This window comes from Chryseobacterium sp. KMC2, from assembly GCF_016756935.1.
Classification (GTDB): Bacteria; Bacteroidota; Bacteroidia; order Flavobacteriales; family Weeksellaceae; genus Chryseobacterium; species Chryseobacterium rhizosphaerae.
The window spans coordinates 1-19,432 of record NZ_JAESIT010000003.1; the positions used below are offsets into that span (position 1 = coordinate 1).

Here is a 19,432-nt window from a genome sequence, read left to right on the forward strand (position 1 = left end):
GTAACAGATGGTTCAACATTTATAATCAAACCAGGAGTTGTTCTTTTGGCTGAAGATCTTAAAGGAACCGGACATAGCTGGGATATGGTGAAAAGTAAAGAATGGGAAAGACTTTATATTCCTATTGCAGAAAATGCGGACGATTTTTTTATCCCTGATGCCCAATAATTTTTGATATAATCTCTTTCAAAGAGTATATATATTCGTTATGTTTTAAAGCAGTCATTTTTTGGCTGCTTTTTTTATATATTCCTTGAAATCTTCCGGATATGAAGCTTCCTGTTTTTATAGTAAGAAATGGTTGTTTTTATTTTTAAATAATTAAATTTATCAAAGCCAACTATTTAAGTATTGACTAATATGAATGCAGAGCATGAAAACAACCTCGATATAAACCCGGCTTCGGAAATTTTCACAGAATTTATTCCGGCTGTAAGGCTTTTGAATAACTCAGATACCACATGTACATTCGAAAAAGGGAAAATACCTAGTCTTAAACATATACCCACTACAGGATTTTGGTTCAGTACCAAAACTGAAGAATGGGAGAAAAATGCACATGTTGCACCCCGAAGACAGTATGTCATTACAATCAAAGGAAATATAAAATTTAAAGTAAGTGATGGTTCAACATTTATAATTGAACCAGGGATTGTTCTTTTAGCAGAAGATGTTAAGGGTGAAGGACATAGTTGGGAGATGGTAGAGAGTAAAGAATGGGAAAGGCTCTATATTCCAATGACAGAAAATACTGAAGATTTTTTTATTCCGGATCCAAAATAATGATCTCTTATGTAGTAATCTACCCAATCAACGGGAACAAAATAAAAAAATCCCTGCATGATAATGATATGCAGGGATTTAAAATTATTTCAAGCTGAAAATTAGCTGAATTTCTTAAATACAACAGTGGCATTATGACCTCCAAATCCGAAGGCATTACTTAGTGCAAAGTTGATTTCTTTTTCTTTTGCCTCTCCAAAAACAATATTGATATCCCTAGGAATGCTTTCATCAATACCATGAAGGTTGATGGTTGGAGGGATAATACTGTTTTGAATAGCCTTAATGGAAAGGATCGCTTCAACAGCTCCCGCAGCTCCCAGCAAATGCCCAGTCATTGATTTGGTAGCACTGATATCAAGGTTTTTACTTCCTTTAAAGGCGTTATTGATCGCTTTCAATTCAATTAAATCTCCTAACGGAGTGGACGTTGCGTGTGGATTGATATAGTTGATGTCTTCCATATTGACACCGGCTTCTTTTACGGCCAGTTGCATTGCTTTAATCGCTCCGGCTCCTTCAGGATGAGGGGCTGTCATATGATAAGCATCCGCTGTCATTGCGGCACCTGCCAGCTCTGCATAGATTTTGGCTCCTCTGGCTTTTGCATGCTCATATTCCTCAAGCACCAACGCTCCTGCACCTTCACCCATTACAAAACCATCTCTTTCCGCATCATAGGGGCGGCTAGCTGTGGCAAAGTCGTCATTTCTGGTAGACATCGCTTTCATAGTAGAGAATCCGCCAATAGAAGCAGGGGAAATAGCTGCTTCAGAACCTCCACTGATGATCACTTTTGCTTTTCCGAGACGGATATAGTTAAATGCATCCATTAATGCCGTATTTCCTGTAGCACAAGCAGAAATAGTAGTGTAATTAATCCCCTGAAGTCCATATTTCATGGAAATCATTCCTGATGCCATATTGGCAATGAATTTAGGGACGAAAAAAGGATTGAAACGCGGTGTACCATCACCTTGTGCAAAATCCATCACCTCTTTTTCAAAAGTCCACATTCCCCCTTGTCCAGTACCCCAGATTACTCCGGTATCAAAAGGATCCATTTTTTCAAATTCCAAACCGGAATCCTGAATGGCCTCTGAGGAGGCATACATGGCATATTGCGTAAAAAGGTCGCTTCTTTTTATTTCATTATGGGTCAGATACACTTTCGGATCAAAATTCTTTACCTCACAGGCAAAATGTACCTTAAACTTTTCGGTATCGAAATGAGTGATTAATCCGGCTCCGCTAACCCCATTAATACTGTTTTGCCAAAATTCTTCGACATTATTTCCTAAAGGCGTCACGGCGCCTAATCCTGTAATGACAACTCTTTTCATATCTAGTTACTAATTTTAAATAGGCAAAATTTCCATATAGTAAAACCGATTTACCGACAGTCTGTTTTGCCTTTTTATTGTATCAATTTTGTTTTAACCTGCAATATTATCAATTTTCTTTCGCTATACACGAATATTTAGATATATTATTTATGGCATAGCAAGTAATTTTGCCTGTAGAAAACTCTTTTATCGTTATAATTTATTTTTCTAAGATCATGGTGATACCCTGTCCACGGGCAGCGCAGATAGAAATAAACCCTTTTCCGCTGCCTTTTTCGTTAAGCAGTTTAGCTAATGTGGCAATAATTCTTCCGCCGGTTGCTGCAAACGGATGCGCAGCTGCAAGGCTTCCTCCTTTAACATTCAGTTTACTTCGGTCAATTTTTCCCAAAGATTTTTCTAGCCCAAATTTTTTTGCCAGGTCATCGTCTTCCCAAATTTTTATAGTGGCTAATACCTGGGCGGCAAAAGCTTCATGAATCTCATAATAATCAAAATCCTCAAAATGCAGTCCTGCTTTTTTTAACATTCTTTCTGCTGCGAAAACAGGGGCTAAAAGCAGATTCTGTTTGTTTTCAACATATTCTATCCCTGCCAACTCTGAAAAAGTAATATAGGCTAAGACAGGAAGGTTATTGGCTTTTGCCCATTCTTCACTGGCTAGCAATACTGCTGAGGCCCCATCCGTAAAAGGAGTGGAGTTTCCGGCGGTCAAGGTACCATTTTGCCTGTCAAAAGCTGGTTTCAGCTGTGATAATTTTTCTAAGCTGGTATCACGACGCATATTATTGTCCTTATCCAATCCGAAAGCAGGCGTGATCATATCATCAAAAAAACCTTCATCATAGGCCTTTGTCATATTCAGGTGGCTTTTTAAAGCTAACTGATCCTGTTCTTCTCTTGAAATATGATAATATTTTGCAGTAATTTCTGTATGTTCCCCCATAACAAGTCCTGTTTTAGGTTCTTGCCCTTTGTAGGGAACAGGCATCCAGTCTTTCAGTTTTGGGCTTAGCAGCTGTTTCAGTTTTCCGAATGCTGTTTTTTCTTTATTGGCTTTAAGAAGAGCTTTTCTTAATCTGGGTGCAGATTCAAAAGGAATATTGCTCATGGCTTCTACACCGCAGGCAATGCCGCTTTCTATCTGTCCCAAAGCAATTTTATTTCCTATATAAATTGCCGCTTCAATACCGGTATCACAAGCCTGCTGAAGATCACAGGCGGGAGTGGCGGGATCAAGAGACGTATTCATTACGGTTTCTCGGATGAGGTTGCTCTCTGAGATATGCTTGATCACGGCACCACCTGCAACTTCTCCAAGAAGTTTATCCTTCAAATGGTACCGGTCTATGAGGCCGTTAAGGGCAACAAGTAAAAGATCCTGATTTCCCTGGTCTGTATAAGCGGTGTTCATTCTGGCAAATGGGATTCTGTTGTATCCTACAATAGCCACTCTTTTTGTTTCCATATTGTGAAATTTATGATGGAAGAATAATTAGTTCATGATCAATCATGTGGGTAATTGTATCCAAAGCATTGTTCAGAAAGCTTTGGGTACCCATGGTTTTTGAAAGCAGAATTCCACCTTCAATAAGCATAATAAATAAAGAGGCATATTTCTCAGCATCTACCTTTTCATTAATTTCTCCGTTTTTTTGGCCTTGTATAATGACTGTTGATATTTTTGTCATCCATATTTCAAAAGAACTTCTGACATGGGGCTTAAGAGCCGGAAAAGAGTCATCTGCTTCTGTGGCTGCATTCATCAGAGGACATCCTCCATTGGAAAAGACCACCGGCCAATTTTTTCTGTAAAAAGCGACAAAAGCATGAAGTTTTTCAGCTGATGTAGGATATTCATCCCCAAAAGAATGCTGGATTGTTCTACTTAATAGCCCGGCATTGTATTTATAAACTTCAATAGCCACTTCATCTTTATTTTCAAAATTTCCATAAATACTGCCTTTGGTAAGGCCTGTGGCTTCTGTAATGTCTGATAATGATGTAGAAGTATAGCCCTTTGTATTAAATAAAGTAGCTGTTTTCTCGATGATATGCTGTTTCGTTTTTTCTGCCTTCGACATATGGGTACAATTCTGAATACAAATATACAAAAATATACCATTCGGTATATTTTGTTTGAAAATTAAATCTGAGTAGTGATATACTCAGATTTAAGATATTATAAAGTGAGATTTTACTGCTCTAAAGTAGCACTTAAAGTAATCTCAAAATTAAAAGCTGCACTTACAGGGCATCCTTCCTCAGCAATCTTGGCGTATTTCTGGAATTCTTCTTCTGAAATTCCCGGAACTTTAGCCGTTAACGTCAACTCAGATTTTGTAATCTTTCCGATATTAGGGTCAAGGGTGATCACAGAAGTTGTTTTAAGCTCTTCAGGAGTAAAGCCTGCCTGAGAAAGTTCTGCATCCAATTTCATAGTGAAGCATCCTGCATGTGCTGCTGCCAGCAATTCTTCAGGGTTGGTTCCTACACCATCGGCAAAACGGCTGTTAAAAGAATATTGAGTCTGGTTTAAAGTGGTACTTTGAGTTGTTAAGTGACCTTTACCTTCTTTGATAGTACCGTTCCAAACGGCAGTTGCGTTACGTCTCATAATGTTTGATTTTTATTTTTTAATATTGATTGATTTTGATGTTACAAAGATATGTCGATGGGTTGCCGTATTCAATAGATAAAAAGACTTAAATATTGTACTTTTTTCCCGAGCTGTAATTTTTCTTGAAATTAGTGGGTGTGCTTCCTGTTTTATGGGTAAAAAGTCTGTTGAAATAGGCCGGATCTTCATAGCCCAGGTCATAGGCAATTTCTTTAACGGGTTTATCTGTATAGAAAAGGAGTCTTTTTGCCTCTAATAAAATCCTGTTGATAATAAACTGGTTGGGAGAATCTAAATTGAGGTTTTTAAACTTATGGCTAAGTGTTTTGGGTGCCACATGTAAGAGTTCGGCATAGTCTGCTACATGATGCTTTTCTCTGAAGTGAATTTCCAGGTGCCTGCTGAAGTCCCTGAAAATGTCAAGTTCACTGCCCGGAATCTTTATAATATCATTATCCAGATTCTGCTTTTTCCACTTTCTGGTAGCCCGGATAATAATCTGTTTTACATAGGTTCTGATCATTTCTTCGGCCGAAGAGTCTTTCCATTCAAGTTCGTTCCTGATATTTTGAAACAGGTTTTTAATGATCAAAGTTTCTTCGTGGTCAAGTTCTACGAAAGGTATTTCAAAGACATTATGAAAAAGAAGACCGTCGCACGCTACTTCTTTGTCATGAATCTGGATACAGTAAAAATCGCGGTTATAATAAAGCAATACGGATTCTTCTTTTCCTTTTTCTATAACCAGGTGCTGATTGGTAAGAAAAAATAAAGCCGGTTTCTGTGTTCTGTAATGATTGAAATCTATGGTAAGCTCATAACCAGCAGGAATAAAAAAGACTTTAATATCTGATCTGAACTGATTCCCGTTTACCTTTTTCAGATTCTCTTCTGAGAATATTTCCAGTCCGAGTCTTTTATAGTGATCTTCAAAAATAAGCTGTTGAGACATACTTTAACTTTAATTTTAAAGATACAAAAAAGCATGATTTCATCTACATTAAATTATCAAAACAAGGAATATATAATGAGGTTTCTTTTGATACTGTCAGTCAGTTATCTGATGGAATGGTATGAAGATGTGAAAAATAATATCGTTTTATGATAAAATAGTATTATATCTGTCAAGGTACAAAATTTAGATTTGTAAATATGAATTAAATATTAACGAAAATTAAATTGTTTGATGATAATTGAGTGTAAAATTGATAAAGTGGTTAATATTTATTTCATGTATTGATAATCACGCAAAAACAGAAGATATGAAAAACAAAACTAAAAATTCTTTTTTAAAGTTATTGATCTTAATTTTATTGTCTTTGAACTGTATTTCTTGTACAGGAGATGAAGGTACAGTTGATCCACAACAGCCGGATCCACTTGAAGCCATAAGTCATAAAAAATTTAAAGTAGTTGGATACTTCAACGGGTTAACAAGAGGAGGAGTAACTCCTGATTATTATAATCTAAGGGATATTCCTGAAGGTGTGGATATTGTCAATTTATTTCATCGCTTTTCAGGACTTTGTAATTTAAAGAGAGGAGATAGAACTCCGGGCGCAACGGGTGAAGATGCTAAAACACTGACTGAAATTGTTAATGACATCCAATATCTGAAGTCTAAAGGGACAATAGTAGTCCAAACCCAGTTTTTAAATGAGATTTTTGAAAACTATAAAGATGAAAGGAAAACAATAAAATTTCAAAACACCCCGGAAGATTATGATGCATATGCTAAAAAGGTGTCGGATTCTTTGAACAAGTGGGGATTTGATGGAATAGATCTGGACTTAGAACCTGGATATTCTACGACCGGAATCGATAGCAATGATTGGGATCTTTATGTACAGGCGTTTGCCAAATACTTTGGTCCTAAATCCAAATCCGGCAAATTGTTAATCATTGATACAAATGTTGGGTTGTCAGAATTAAAGCTGTCACAAGAAACACTTACAAAAATTAGCTCCATATATATACAGGATTATTGGGGCAGTGAGGCTTATACCGACGGTAAAATTGATGGTTATGTACAGGCTGGTTTTCCAAAAGGACGGATCATGCTAATCTCAGCAGATTTTGAGGCGGCATATTCTTCTACGGATAGCAGCCAGGGACCATTGCGTCTGAAACAATATTATACTTCCCCGAAATATCAGTCCAAAGTAGGAGGTTACGGAGCGTATGGATTTAATTTTGACAAGAAATTAGATTATAAATATTATCAGGAAATGATAGTAAAACTTAAAACCTATTAATGGAAATAAATTCTCCTTTGGTTAATGTCTTAACCTTTGACTGAAAGATATTCCAGAGAATAAAGAAACTAAGTATGAAAGCCGTTTCTACAAATTTGTGAAACGGCTTTATTTCTATAAATAAGGGTTAGCATACAAGTGTAATGATTTCCATTATAAAAATAACCGTAATTTAGTCATTCAAATTATGAGTGATAATTATGTATTTGAATACCATAAATTACTAGCTTTTAATTTTTCAAAACTGCTGCATGAGTGAATTAGAAAATATTTTAAGAGAAATAACTCCACTATCTCCTGAAGACAGTTTTCTTGTATTTGACAGGATCAAAGCCTCTTTTGATTTTCCATACCATTACCATCCGGAAATTGAAATCAATTTTATTTATAAAGGGAAAGGGTACCGCAGAATGGTAGGCGATCATACAGGAGAAATCGGTAATATAGAATTGGTACTGGTAGGGCCAAACCTTCCACATTGTTGGGCTAATCACAAATGTAAAAACAGAAAAACACATGAGATTACCATCCAGTTCAATCAGGATTTCTTTAGCCAGTCATTGATGCAGAAAAATATTCTGAAACCCATCAATAATCTGGTAAAGGATTCAATACGAGGAATACTGTTTTCTACAGAAACGGCAGAAAAACTAAAAGATTCGTTTCTTAACCTCTCAAAAATGAACAGTTTCGAATCTTTTATAGAGATGATGAAGATTCTTAATGAGCTGGCTATTGCACAAGATAAAACGTTTTTGTCGTCTTATAGTATAGAGCTTGAAAGTTTTGCAGATAATGATAAAATGAAAATCGTTCATGATTTCGTTCATAAGAATTTTGAAAATAAAATAACACTGGATGATGTAGCTTCGCTTATCAATATGAGTAATGTTACTTTTAACAGATTTATTAAAAAGAGAATAGGGAAAACTTTTGTTAATTACCTTAATGAAATAAGAATTAGCTATGCTGCTCGTTGGTTGATGGAAAAAAATCTGACGGTTTTTGAAATTGCTTTTGAAGCGGGGTTTAATAATATTGCCAACTTTAATAAAGTCTTTAAATCCATTAAAAAAACAACTCCCACAGAATTCCGTGAGCAGTTTAAAGGAGTGAAAAAAATTGAATAATAAGGTAGGTTACTAGCATTTTAGCCTGAGAATCTGGATTTAATATCTGGATTTTTTTTGTTAAAAAGTGAAATAAAGCTACTTTAATTAGTAGAATGTAAACGTATGTATATTGCTGTAAAATAGCCTATTGTGTTCTTTTTTTGAAAGTGTATGAAAGAATAATATCGTTTTATGACAAAATAGTATTATATCGGACTGCTAACAAAATTTAGATTTGCTAATATGAATTAAATCTTAACAAAACTTTAAATTATTTAATACATAAAGAGCATATTATTGTTTAAAAAATAAAAGAATTTGTATTAAACACTAAGGAACTATTTAAAGTGATGTAATTGATTTTCAAATAAATCTAACTAATCTAAACCTTATGAGAAAAGCAGTTATACCGGTTCTATTCGTTTTTTCCTTTTTGGCAAATGCACAAGAGAAAAAAACAGCCGACACCACTAAGGCAACCGATATTCAGGAGGTTGTTGTCACTTCTTTGGGGATAAAAAGACAGGCCAGGTCTCTGACTTACTCCAGCCAGCAGATTGGTGGCGATGAGCTTACGGAAGTAAAAACTCCCAATCTTTTAAATTCTATCAATGGAAAAGTTTCCAACGTGCAAATCAACAAAACGAATGGTGGTGTAGGAGGTTCTGTAAGAATAGTAATGCGTGGGGATAAATCTACAAGAAACAGCCAGCCTCTTTTTGTAATAGATGGTATTCCGATTATCAATAATACCGGAGGGCCAGATGCCATGGTATTCTCGCAAATGCCGGATACAGGAGATATTTTCAGTATGATTAATCCTGAAGATATTCAAAGTATCAACTTCCTGAAAGGAGCGTCTGCTTCAGCATTATATGGGTCACAAGGAAGCAACGGTGTCGTATTGATTACGACAAAAAAAGGCTCAAAAGGAAGAAGTAAACTGTCTTTTTCGTCAAGTCTTACTTTTGATAAAGCATATGATCTGCCGAAGCTTCAATACAGCTATCTTCAGACCACCCCACATAATCCCACAACCCATACGCCGGGCTCTGAGGGAAGCTGGGGAGAAAAAGGTGCTTCAAAAGACTATCTGAACGATTTTCTGAACACAGGAACAACATTGACAAATAGCCTTACTTTCAGTGCCGGTAATGAAAAGTCTCAAAACTTTTTCTCTATAGGAAATACAACGAACGATGGGATTATTCCAACTTCTAATTTTAAGCAGTATAATGTCAATTTCAGGAACTCCAGTAAGTTTTTAGATGATAAACTGACTTTAGAAGCCAATGTTATGGCTTCTCTACAGGATTCTAAAAACAGGGCGTCCCCGGGAAGATGGTTTTCTCCTTTAACCAGTATTTATTGGTTGCCACGAGGAGTAGATTTTGATTATTATGCCAATAATTATTCATACCTGGATAAATCAAGAAACCTGCCTGCCCAGAACTGGTGGAATATAGATTCTAATGGTGTTTTTTCTACAGAAGACCAAAATCCAATGTGGGTGCTGAACAGAAACCCTGTAACTACAACGAACAAAAACTTCTACGGATCAGCATCCTTGAATTATGCCATTAACAGTTGGTTAAATATTCAGGCCCGTGGAAATTACAGTTATTATTTCTCAGATACTGAAAGACAGATTTCAGCCTATTCTCTTTCAACTGTTTTGCCGGGAACCTATGAGGGACGAAAAAACGGAAGACTTATTAAAAATTCAATAGAGCGTACCACCAAATATGGAGATGTACTATTGTTGGGATCTCCACATATCACAGATGATATCAGCTTAGACTTTACCGTAGGAGCAAGTATCTCGGATTTAAGATCTTTAACATCCAAAATAGATAATAGCTTGTTAAAGCTACCCAATCTGTTTACAGCTAATAATCTATACTGGCCAAAAGAACGGGATGAAAGTGTAGCTTCATACACCATATATAATGGAAACCGACAGGATCAGTCTGTATTTGCCAGTACTACAATAGGATATAAAAAATTGGTTTATCTGGATTTAACATATAGAAATGACTGGTCTTCAACATTAGCTGATCTTTATGGAAAAACCAATACTTCTTTTGACTATCAGTCTGTAGGGGCAAATGCTATTCTTTCAGATATTTTTACGCTGCCTAAGGCGATTAATTTCTGGAAAGTGAGAACTTCCTATGCAAGAGTGGGTAATGCATTGGATCCCATTTTGATCAATCACATCAGTGGTTTTGATGCAGGAACCCCTATTGGTTTCAGTGGTTCACCTATTACCGGTGAAGAATTTAAAGATCTTTGGCTGAAACCTGAATTAAATAAAACTTTTGAAGCGGGAACTGAATTGAGATTTTTGAATAATAGATTGACCTTTGATTTCACATATTACAAATCAAATACAACCAATCAAATGTTGAAAGATGTAAGTGCAATAGGTTTTGGTGATCCATATAATAATGGTAAAGTAACGATAAATGCTGGAAACATTCAGAATACAGGTTTTGAATCTGCTATTTCTTATGATATTTTCAAAGGACAGAAATTTGGATGGACAGCAACATTCAATGCTTCTTCCAATAAAAACAAGATAATAGAGTTATTACCTGTAAAGTATTTCCAGGATTCCAATATCAGTCTTGAATTAATAGGAAGTGGTTATAACAGACTTAAAGTAGGAGGCTCTTTCGGAGATATGTATGGGTTTGCTTTTTTAAGAGATGATCAGGGACGTATTATTGTAGATAAGAACGGAGTTCCCAGAAGAACAGAAAATAAAGATAATTATTTAGGGAATCCAAACCCTAAATTTATGCTTGGCCTCAATAACTCCTTTAATATTGGTAACTTAAATGTAAGCTTCCTGATAGATGGGAAGTTTGGAGGTAAAGTTCTAAGTATTACCCAGGCAATGAATGATCAGCTAGGAGTAAGTAAAACATCTGCAGATGCCCGTGATGCCGGTGGAGTTGTTATAGAAAATGCAGTGAAAGAGGACGGAACACCTTACACTGACAAAACAGATGCTCAGGCTTACTATTCAAGTATAGGAGGTAGAGATCCTCTAACAGAGGCCTATATGTATAAAGCTACTGCCATACGATTAAGACAGGCTTCTGTTTCCTATACTTTTAAAGTGAATTCAAAATACCTTTCGGATGCAACACTAAGTGTGATTGGGACCAATCTTTTCTTCCTTTATAAGAAAGCTCCGTTTGATCCTGAACAAGTTTCAGGGGTTAATCCCGGAGGTGTTGGGGTAGATATATTTGGAATTCCAATAACACGATCAGTAGGATTCTCAGTGAAATTAAATTTTTAATTCTGTAGTATGAAAAAATATTTTAAATATAAAGCGTTTTATTTGTTAATGGCTACAGGCCTGTTTACTGTAAGCTGTACAAGTGATTTTGATAAAATTAACAGTGAGTATACTCCAGGTTTAGGAGATGAGCAGCTGAATGCTGATTTTGGACAATTGGTATCTTCAATGAAACTTATGCAAAGAGGTTTGGTACATTATAATCTTGGAGTATATCAGTTGCAACAAAACCTGAATGCCGATATGTTTAGTGGGTATTTCAGTACCTCTAATCCTTTCAATGGAAATAATTTCAATTCAACATATTTTATGATGGATAACTGGAATGAAAGGATAATGATTACCCAGCTTGAAGATATTCTTAACAAGAAAGATATTTTTAAGGCTGTTATGGAGAAAACCTATCCGGGATATAACTTTGATAAATCATTGGCGATCATGGATATTATTAAGGTGGTTTCCAGTCTTAAAGTTTCTGATGCCCATGGACCTGTGATCTATAGTAAATTCAATAAACCGAATAGTGATGGATCTACTGATTTTGATTCTCAGGCCGATGCTTATCATTTTTTTATTGCGGATTTAACGAATGCCATTACAGTTCTCCAAAACGCCAATATAGCTGTTGAAGATAAATCGGTAATTAAATCGGCTGATGTATTTTTTGGAGGTGATACAGTAAAATGGATGAAATTTGCGAACTCTCTTAAATTCAGAATTGCCATGAGAATGCGATATGCGGCACCGGTAGATTCTAAAAAGTTTGCAGAAGAGGCGCTTGCATCTCCGGTAGGTCTTATTGAAAATAATACAGACAATGCGCTCATTAATTACGGAACGCCTTCTCCGATAGGAGGAGTGATTTATGACTGGGGAGATTGCCGATCAGGAGCTCCGCTTTTAGCTTACTTAAATGGATTTAAAGATCCGAGAATCAGTGCTTATGCCTTTAAAGCAACCGATCCGGCGGCGGCAGGACAATATATAGGGATTCGTCAGGGTATTGATCTGAAAGGAGATAAAACGTTCTATGTAAATTATTCAGTTCCCTTAGCTGATGCGGCAGGAGGTGCTTATTTTGCACCGGGAAATCAAAACGGAAAAGGGAAGATATTTACGGCTGCAGAAACCTGGTTTTTAAAAGCTGAAGCAGCTTTATTTGGATATACAGGAGCCGGTGATGCCAAAAGTAATTATGAAATGGGGGTAAGAACGTCTATGGATGAATGGGGGAAAAGTGCTGATTACAATGCCTATATCAATGATGCCACTTCTGTGGAGCAAGCCTATACTGATCCCAAAAATGCGGTCAATAATATTCCTGCAGGAAATTCAATGTTAAGTACTGTTACCATCAAATGGAATGAGGCGGATAATCCAGAAAGAAAATTGGAAAGATTGATGACTCAAAAGTGGCTTGCTTTGTATCCTGATGGTTCTGAAGCCTGGGCTGAACAAAGAAGAACTGGATATCCTATTTTGTTTAAAAATGTATTGAATTCCAGTCAGGGAAATATTGATACAGATAAAATGGTCAGAAGAATACCAATTGCAACAAAATACCGTAATAATAATCCGGTTGGATATCAAAAAGCTGCGAGTACGCTGGGTGGTCCTGATATCGGAAGTACAAAATTATGGTGGGATAAGAAGTTATAATTAATCAGAATCATTTATATACAGAGGCATCTCAAAAATCAGGTTGTACCCTGAGTGTTCATTTCGTAAGGAGAGGAGAATCTCCGATAATTTATTCTTCTATAGTTTCGTTTTAAGTCGGAATGAAATTTTGAGATGCCCTCTTTTTTTAGAACCTTATTTTAATATGGGAAAAAACAACTCTGAAACCCGTTCAATACAACCCATCCTTTGGATATCGACATTATATTTTGCAATGGGAGTGCCCTTTGTAACCATTAATGCAGTTTCCGGGATTATGTATAAAGATATGGGAGTTTCAGATGCCCAAATTACATTTTGGACAGCTCTGGTTATGTTCTCCTGGACGTTAAAGCCTCTTTGGAGTCCTTTTCTGGAGATCTATAAAACCAAAAAATTCTTTGTTGTTGTTACCCAGTTTGCGATAGGAATTTTGTTTGCTTTGGTGGCATTAAGTCTTCCTTTGCTGGATTTTTTCAAATACAGTATTGCTCTTTTTGCGGTTATTGCCTTTTGTGGAGCGACTCATGATGTGGTGGCAGATGGAACTTATATCAGTTTCCTTACCAATAAAGAGCAGGCAAAATATATAGGCTGGCAGGGAGCTTTTTATAATCTGGCCAAAATTATCAGTAGTGGGGCATTAGTTTATTTTGCCGGGGTTTTAGAAAAAACAAAAGGGGTAACCCGTGCATGGATGATCATTATGGTGATTTATGCTCTATTGTTTTTTGTATTAGCTATATACCACTACCTGATTCTGCCAAAAGAAAATAAAGAAGTATCAGAGAAAGATAAAAAAACCGCAGGAAATGTCCGTCAGGAATTGCTGGAAGTCATTACCTCATTTTTTACAAAGAAGAACATCTTATGGTCTGTACTGTTCATTATTTTGTATCGTTTTGCTGAAGGATTTGCTATAAAAATTGCACCGTTATTTTTTAAAGCACCAAGGTCCTCAGGAGGATTAGGACTTTCAACATCAGATATTGGACTTATTTATGGAACGTATGGTTCTGCAGCATTTATTTTAGGATCTGTACTGGCCGGTTATTTTATTTCAGCCCGCGGATTGAAGAGATCATTGATATGGCTATGCTCTGCATTCAATATTCCATTTGTAGTCTATGCTTTATTAGCGTACTACCAGCCTGCTGATCTCTTACCGGTAGGAATTGCAGTAGTGGTGGAGTATTTTGGCTATGGTTTTGGGTTTGTCGGACTTATGCTGTACATGATGCAGCAGATTGCCCCGGGAAAACATAAAACAGCCCATTATGCATTTGCAACAGGTATTATGAATCTCGGAGTGATGATTCCGGGAATGTTCAGTGGAATGATCAGCGACTGGGTAGGATATAAAATGTTTTTTATCTGGGTACTGATCGCTACTATTCCGGCATTTCTTGTAACCCTATGGGTTCCGTTTCCATATTCGGAAAATCAAAAAGAACAATAAATCAATTATTAAACAAATTTAAATAAAAAGTAAAAAATACTTTATGACAGCTCAATCAGTAATGATCCCATGGCAGGATCGCCCGGAAGGTAGCAATGATATCATGTGGAGGTTTTCCGAAAACCCGATCATTAACAGATATGCAATACCAACGTCAAACAGTATATTCAACAGTGCTGTGATTCCTTTTGAGGATGGATTTGCAGGGGTATTCCGCTGTGACAACAAAGCGGTGCAGATGAATATTTTTGCAGGTTTCAGTAAAGATGGAATCAATTGGGAAATCAATCATGACCCTATTGAAATGAAGGCAGGAAACACAGAAATGATTGAATCTGATTACAAATATGATCCCCGCGTTACTTTTATTGAAGACCGTTACTGGATTACATGGTGTAATGGATATAACGGACCAACCATTGGAATTGGATATACTTTTGATTTTAAAGAATTTTTCCAGTGTGAAAATGCTTTTCTGCCATTCAATAGAAATGGAGTGCTTTTCCCTGAAAAGATCAATGGAAAATATGCGATGCTGAGCCGTCCAAGTGATAACGGACATACGCCTTTTGGTGATATTTATATCAGCTACAGTCCTGATATGAAATACTGGGGAGAGCACCGTTGTGTAATGAAAGTAACTCCTTTTGAAGACAGTGCCTGGCAGTGTACAAAAATAGGAGGAGGTCCGGTTCCTATAAAAACAGAGGAAGGATGGTTGCTTTTCTATCATGGGGTAATCAATACCTGCAGAGGATTCAGATATTCAATGGGAGCAGCATTGCTTGACCTTGAAGATCCTACAAAAGTATTGTACAGAACAAAACCTTATCTGCTGGCTCCGGCAGAAGTGTATGAACTGACAGGAGATGTGCCGAATGTGGTTTTCCCATGTGCTGCATTGACTGAAGGAGATAAAGTAACCGTATATTATGGTGCTGCCGACACAGTGGTAGCTATCGCGTTTGGATATATTTCTGAAATTATTGATTTTATGAAAAAAAATTCAATCTAAATGAGGTTTTTTAATATGTTGATCGGCTTAATTCCCTTTATTATTGGGATATTTGTAATGGTTTTCATATTTTTAAACCAACTTTTAAAATAAAAAATTACTGATACCTCTTATCATGAAAAAAGAATTGCTTATCTGTTTTTTTACACTCCTGGTTTCTACGGTGAATGCCCAACAACAAAAGGGTGATGTCTTATCCTGGGTAGATCCTTTTATCGGGACAGGAGGTCACGGCCATACATTTCCGGGAGCTACCACGCCGTTTGGGATGATTCAGCTAAGTCCGGATCAGAATACTAAAAGTGGAGACTGGGACTGGTGTTCCGGGTATCATTACAGCAGTAAGACGATCATGGGATTCAGCCACAATCACCTTAGTGGAACAGGATGGGCAGATCTTGGAGATATTCTGGTTATGCCTACCGTAGGTCAGGTAAAAATGGTTCCGGGATCAGAAGATAACCCCGAGACAGGCTATCGCTCAAAATTCAGCCATGAAAAAGAAACGGCGGCCCCGGGATATTATTCAGTAATGCTCGACAGCTATGGAATCAAAGCCGAACTTACGGCTTCTCCAAGAGTGGGATTTCATAAGTATACATTCCCCAAGAGTGATGAATCCAATATCATTATTGATCCAACCAATAAAATTTTTGGAAATATTTACCATACTCTGGTAAGTGTAGAGGGTAATAACAAAATAAAAGGATACTGCTACAGCAATGGTTGGGGAGGTAAGCGATTTGCTTATTTCGTGATGGAGTTTTCAAAACCTTTCAAATCTTACGGAGTGTATGCCGAAGGGAAAATCAAAAACAACGAAAAGATTGCCCTTGCTAAGGATGCGAAAGCTTTTGTAAGATTTTCTACAGAAGATAATGAAAGTATCGAAGTGAAAGTCTCTTTATCTCCGGTAAGTACAGAAAATGCACAGGAGAATTTTGATGCTGAGGCTACGAATGTGGATTTTGCAAAAGCTAAAGAAACGGCACAAAAGACATGGAGAGATCTTATCGGAAGATTTCAGGTGACAGGAGGTACAGACAGTCAGAGAAAGATTTTCTATACAGGGGTTTATCATACATTTATAGCTCCTAACCTTTATATGGATGCCAATGGAGATTATGTGGCTGCTCAGGAAAATATGAATACCAAATGGTTTACCAACTACAGTACCTATTCTTATTGGGATGGCTTCAGAGCAACCCATCCTCTGCTGACCATTATGGATCAGAAACATACCAAAGAATTTGCCAATTCCCTGATCAGCAGGTATACCGACCGTAAAGACCATATGCCTATCTGGGAATTATGTGGATACGATAATTTCTGTATGTTGGGTTATCACAGTGTATCGGTCATTTGGGATGCTATTTCAAAAGGTGTACCGGGTATTGATGCTGAAAAAGCCTTTGCTGCAATGAAAGATGCTTCTTTAACAGATAAAATGAGCAGCAGTGATGGTGGAGGAGGCCTAAACGATTATATTAAACTGGGGTATTCTCCTTCGGAAAACGGAGCTTCTGTTTCTGCCACCCTTGAATATGCTTATGATGACTGGTGTATCCAGCAGCTTGCAGAAAAACTGGGTAAAAAAGAAGATGCAGAAGTCTATAAGAAACGTTCTATGAACTTCCTGAATACTTTCAATAAAGAAAATAACCACTTCTGGCCAAGACAAAAAGACGGAAAATTTTTAGCAGATTTTGCACTGAACGATTGGAAAAAGCTTCAGCCACACTGGGTTTCCGGGAACATCTGGGCATATGATTTTTTTGCTCCTCACCAGATTGATGAAATGATGAACCTGTACGGAGGGAAAAAAGGGTTTGAAGAAAAACTGGATAAAACATTTACAGAAGCTCTTAATATGCAGGGAGAACAGCATGTTGATATTTCAGGATTCATCGGCTCTTTGGGGTTTGGAGATGAACCGGGGCATCATGTTCCATACCTGTATAATTATGCAGGAAGTCCTTATAAGACTCAGAAAATGATCAAATATATCCGTGATAATATGTATGCAGCTAAACCTGATGGAATTGTGAATAATGAAGACTGCGGACAGATGTCGGCATGGTACATTTTCTCTTCATTAGGATTTTATCCGGTGACACCAGGGAAACCTGTCTATGCAATTGGTGCACCTCAGTTTCCTAAAGCTTCATTGCTGCTGGAAAATGGAAAAACATTTACCGTAGTAGCAGACAAGATATCCGATAAAAACATTTACGTTCAGAAAATGTTCCTGAACGGGAAAGAGTACAAGAGCTGGGAATTGAACCACAGTGATATTATGAATGGTGGAGAGCTGAGATTTGTAATGGGAAGTAAGCCTGTAAAATAAGACTAATAAAAATAAACGAAATAAAAGTATCAATGGAAAGGAGAAATTTTATTAAAACAAGTGCACTGGCAGGAGCCGGATTGCTGTTTACACAGAATGTTTTTGCAAAGAATCTGGTTATGGACGATTTTCCGGTTGTTCGTGTTCCCAAAGATAAAAGACATTTTACCAGTGAATCCGTAGAAAGTGCTATTGCGGCTTTTAAAAAGAAAGTAAAAAATAAAGAATTAAGCTGGCTTTTTGAAAACTGTTTTCCGAATACATTAGATACTACTGTTTTTTACAGTGAAAATAACGGAACTCCTGATACTTATGTAATTACGGGTGATATTGATGCGATGTGGCTTCGTGACAGCTCTGCGCAGGTTTTTCCTTATTTACAGTTTTCAAAAAAAGATGAAAAACTTCACAAGCTTATTTCAGGGGTTATTTATAAACAGACGAAATTCATTCTGAAAGATCCTTATGCCAATGCATTTTATAATGATGACAAAAAAATAAGTAAATGGAAAGAATACGATCATACAGATATGAAACCTGGTACCCATGAAAGAAAGTGGGAAATAGATTCTTTGTGTTATCCTATTCGTTTGGCTTATCATTTTTGGAAAACAACAGGAGATACCAAACCTTTTGATGCTAATTGGCTACAGGGCATTAAGCTTACCCTACAGACATTTACCGAGCAGCAGAGGAAAAAAGACCTGGGACCTTACAAGTTTGAGCGTACAACGGCTTGGGCTACAGATGGTGTTCCTATGGGAGGATATGGTTATCCTACAAAACCGGTTGGACTGATCAGTTCCATGTTCCGTCCAAGTGATGATGCTACGATTTATGGATTTTTAATTCCTTCTAATTTATTTGCTGTGGTAAGCCTACGTCAGGCAGCAGAAATGGTTTCTCAGATCAAAAATGAAAAAGGTCTGGCTCAGCAACTTACCAGCCTTGCTGATGAGGTGGATGCCGCCATTAAAAAGTACGGAATTTACAATCATCCGGAATATGGAAAAATATATGCTTTTGAAGTTAATGGCTTTGGAAGCTATAACCTAATGGATGATGCCAATTGTCCGAGCTTATTGGGTCTGCCTTATTTAGATGCCGTAAAAGCAGATGATCCTGTGTATGTGAACACTAGGAAATTTGTTTGGTCAGAAAATAACCCATTCTTTTTCAAAGGTAAACTGGCGGAAGGAATTGGAGGACCACACATTGGGCTTGATATGATCTGGCCGATGAGTATCATTATGAAAGCACTCACCACTAAAGATACAGGTGAGATTAAATGGTGCATAGACACCTTACAGAAAACGCACGGTGGGACAGGCTTTATGCATGAGTCCTTCCATAAAGACAACGACAAAAAATTCACCAGAGAATGGTTCGCATGGTCGAATACTTTATTTGGAGAATTATTATGGAAAACCTTTAACGAAAACCCGGAGCTGCTGACATAGCCCCCTTATTTTATATGACCTTCTTTCTTAGGTATGTTTCTTTAAAAAAGCATACCCGGGGAG

14 protein-coding genes are annotated in these 19,432 nt (G+C 37.0%); 9 read left to right on the forward strand and 5 right to left on the reverse strand.

Annotated features, from left to right (window positions below):
• Positions 1-360: 360 nt before the first annotated feature.
• Positions 361-783, forward strand: a complete 423-nt coding sequence (locus tag JML65_RS04160) for a hypothetical protein (RefSeq protein WP_202270008.1) — start codon at positions 361-363, stop codon at positions 781-783.
• A gap of 101 nt (positions 784-884) precedes the next feature.
• Here JML65_RS04160 and fabF read toward each other — a convergent pair whose 3' ends face one another.
• From fabF to JML65_RS04185, 5 genes are all read right to left on the reverse strand, one after another.
• Entirely contained in the window at positions 885-2,126 is a 1,242-nt protein-coding gene (gene fabF, locus JML65_RS04165) for a beta-ketoacyl-ACP synthase II (protein ID WP_202270009.1), read from the reverse strand.
• 202 nt (positions 2,127-2,328) lie between these two features.
• On the reverse strand, positions 2,329-3,597 hold the full coding sequence (locus JML65_RS04170; protein ID WP_202270010.1) for an acetyl-CoA C-acetyltransferase: 1,269 nt from the start codon (positions 3,595-3,597) through the stop codon (positions 2,329-2,331).
• Positions 3,598-3,607: 10 nt separating this feature from the next.
• Entirely contained in the window at positions 3,608-4,213 is a 606-nt protein-coding gene (locus JML65_RS04175; protein ID WP_202270011.1) for a TetR/AcrR family transcriptional regulator, read from the reverse strand.
• Between the two features lie 113 nt (positions 4,214-4,326).
• The gene (locus JML65_RS04180) at positions 4,327-4,746 is read right to left on the reverse strand and encodes an OsmC family protein (protein ID WP_047484742.1); all 420 of its coding nucleotides are present in this window, start codon (positions 4,744-4,746) and stop codon (positions 4,327-4,329) included.
• Between the two features lie 88 nt (positions 4,747-4,834).
• Complete coding sequence (locus JML65_RS04185) at positions 4,835-5,701, reverse strand: helix-turn-helix domain-containing protein (protein ID WP_202270012.1); 867 nt, start codon at positions 5,699-5,701, stop codon at positions 4,835-4,837.
• Between the two features lie 310 nt (positions 5,702-6,011).
• On the opposite strand from JML65_RS04185, the gene JML65_RS04190 reads away from it, so the two are divergent.
• The 8 genes from JML65_RS04190 to JML65_RS04225 all read left to right on the forward strand — a co-directional run bounded on the left by JML65_RS04190 (position 6,012) and on the right by JML65_RS04225 (position 19,369).
• Positions 6,012-7,004, forward strand: coding sequence for a glycosyl hydrolase family 18 protein (locus JML65_RS04190; RefSeq protein ID WP_047484745.1), 993 nt, complete (start codon positions 6,012-6,014; stop codon positions 7,002-7,004).
• Between the two features lie 251 nt (positions 7,005-7,255).
• Entirely contained in the window at positions 7,256-8,134 is an 879-nt protein-coding gene (locus tag JML65_RS04195) for an AraC family transcriptional regulator (RefSeq protein WP_084086455.1), read from the forward strand.
• 373 nt (positions 8,135-8,507) lie between these two features.
• The gene (locus tag JML65_RS04200; protein WP_202270013.1) at positions 8,508-11,429 is read left to right on the forward strand and encodes a SusC/RagA family TonB-linked outer membrane protein; all 2,922 of its coding nucleotides are present in this window, start codon (positions 8,508-8,510) and stop codon (positions 11,427-11,429) included.
• Positions 11,430-11,438: 9 nt separating this feature from the next.
• Entirely contained in the window at positions 11,439-13,088 is a 1,650-nt protein-coding gene (locus tag JML65_RS04205; protein ID WP_228450299.1) for a SusD/RagB family nutrient-binding outer membrane lipoprotein, read from the forward strand.
• Positions 13,089-13,254: 166 nt separating this feature from the next.
• Positions 13,255-14,547: an MFS transporter gene (locus tag JML65_RS04210; RefSeq protein ID WP_202270014.1), complete on the forward strand. Its 1,293-nt coding sequence runs from the start codon at positions 13,255-13,257 to the stop codon at positions 14,545-14,547.
• Positions 14,548-14,590: 43 nt separating this feature from the next.
• Positions 14,591-15,562, forward strand: coding sequence for a glycoside hydrolase family 130 protein (locus JML65_RS04215; protein WP_047484755.1), 972 nt, complete (start codon positions 14,591-14,593; stop codon positions 15,560-15,562).
• Positions 15,563-15,677: 115 nt separating this feature from the next.
• Positions 15,678-17,909 (forward strand): GH92 family glycosyl hydrolase, encoded by a 2,232-nt coding sequence (locus JML65_RS04220; RefSeq protein ID WP_202270015.1) that lies wholly within the window; start codon positions 15,678-15,680, stop codon positions 17,907-17,909.
• Positions 17,910-17,941: 32 nt separating this feature from the next.
• Positions 17,942-19,369: a glycoside hydrolase family 125 protein gene (locus JML65_RS04225; protein ID WP_047484760.1), complete on the forward strand. Its 1,428-nt coding sequence runs from the start codon at positions 17,942-17,944 to the stop codon at positions 19,367-19,369.
• The last annotated feature ends 63 nt before the right edge of the window (positions 19,370-19,432 follow it).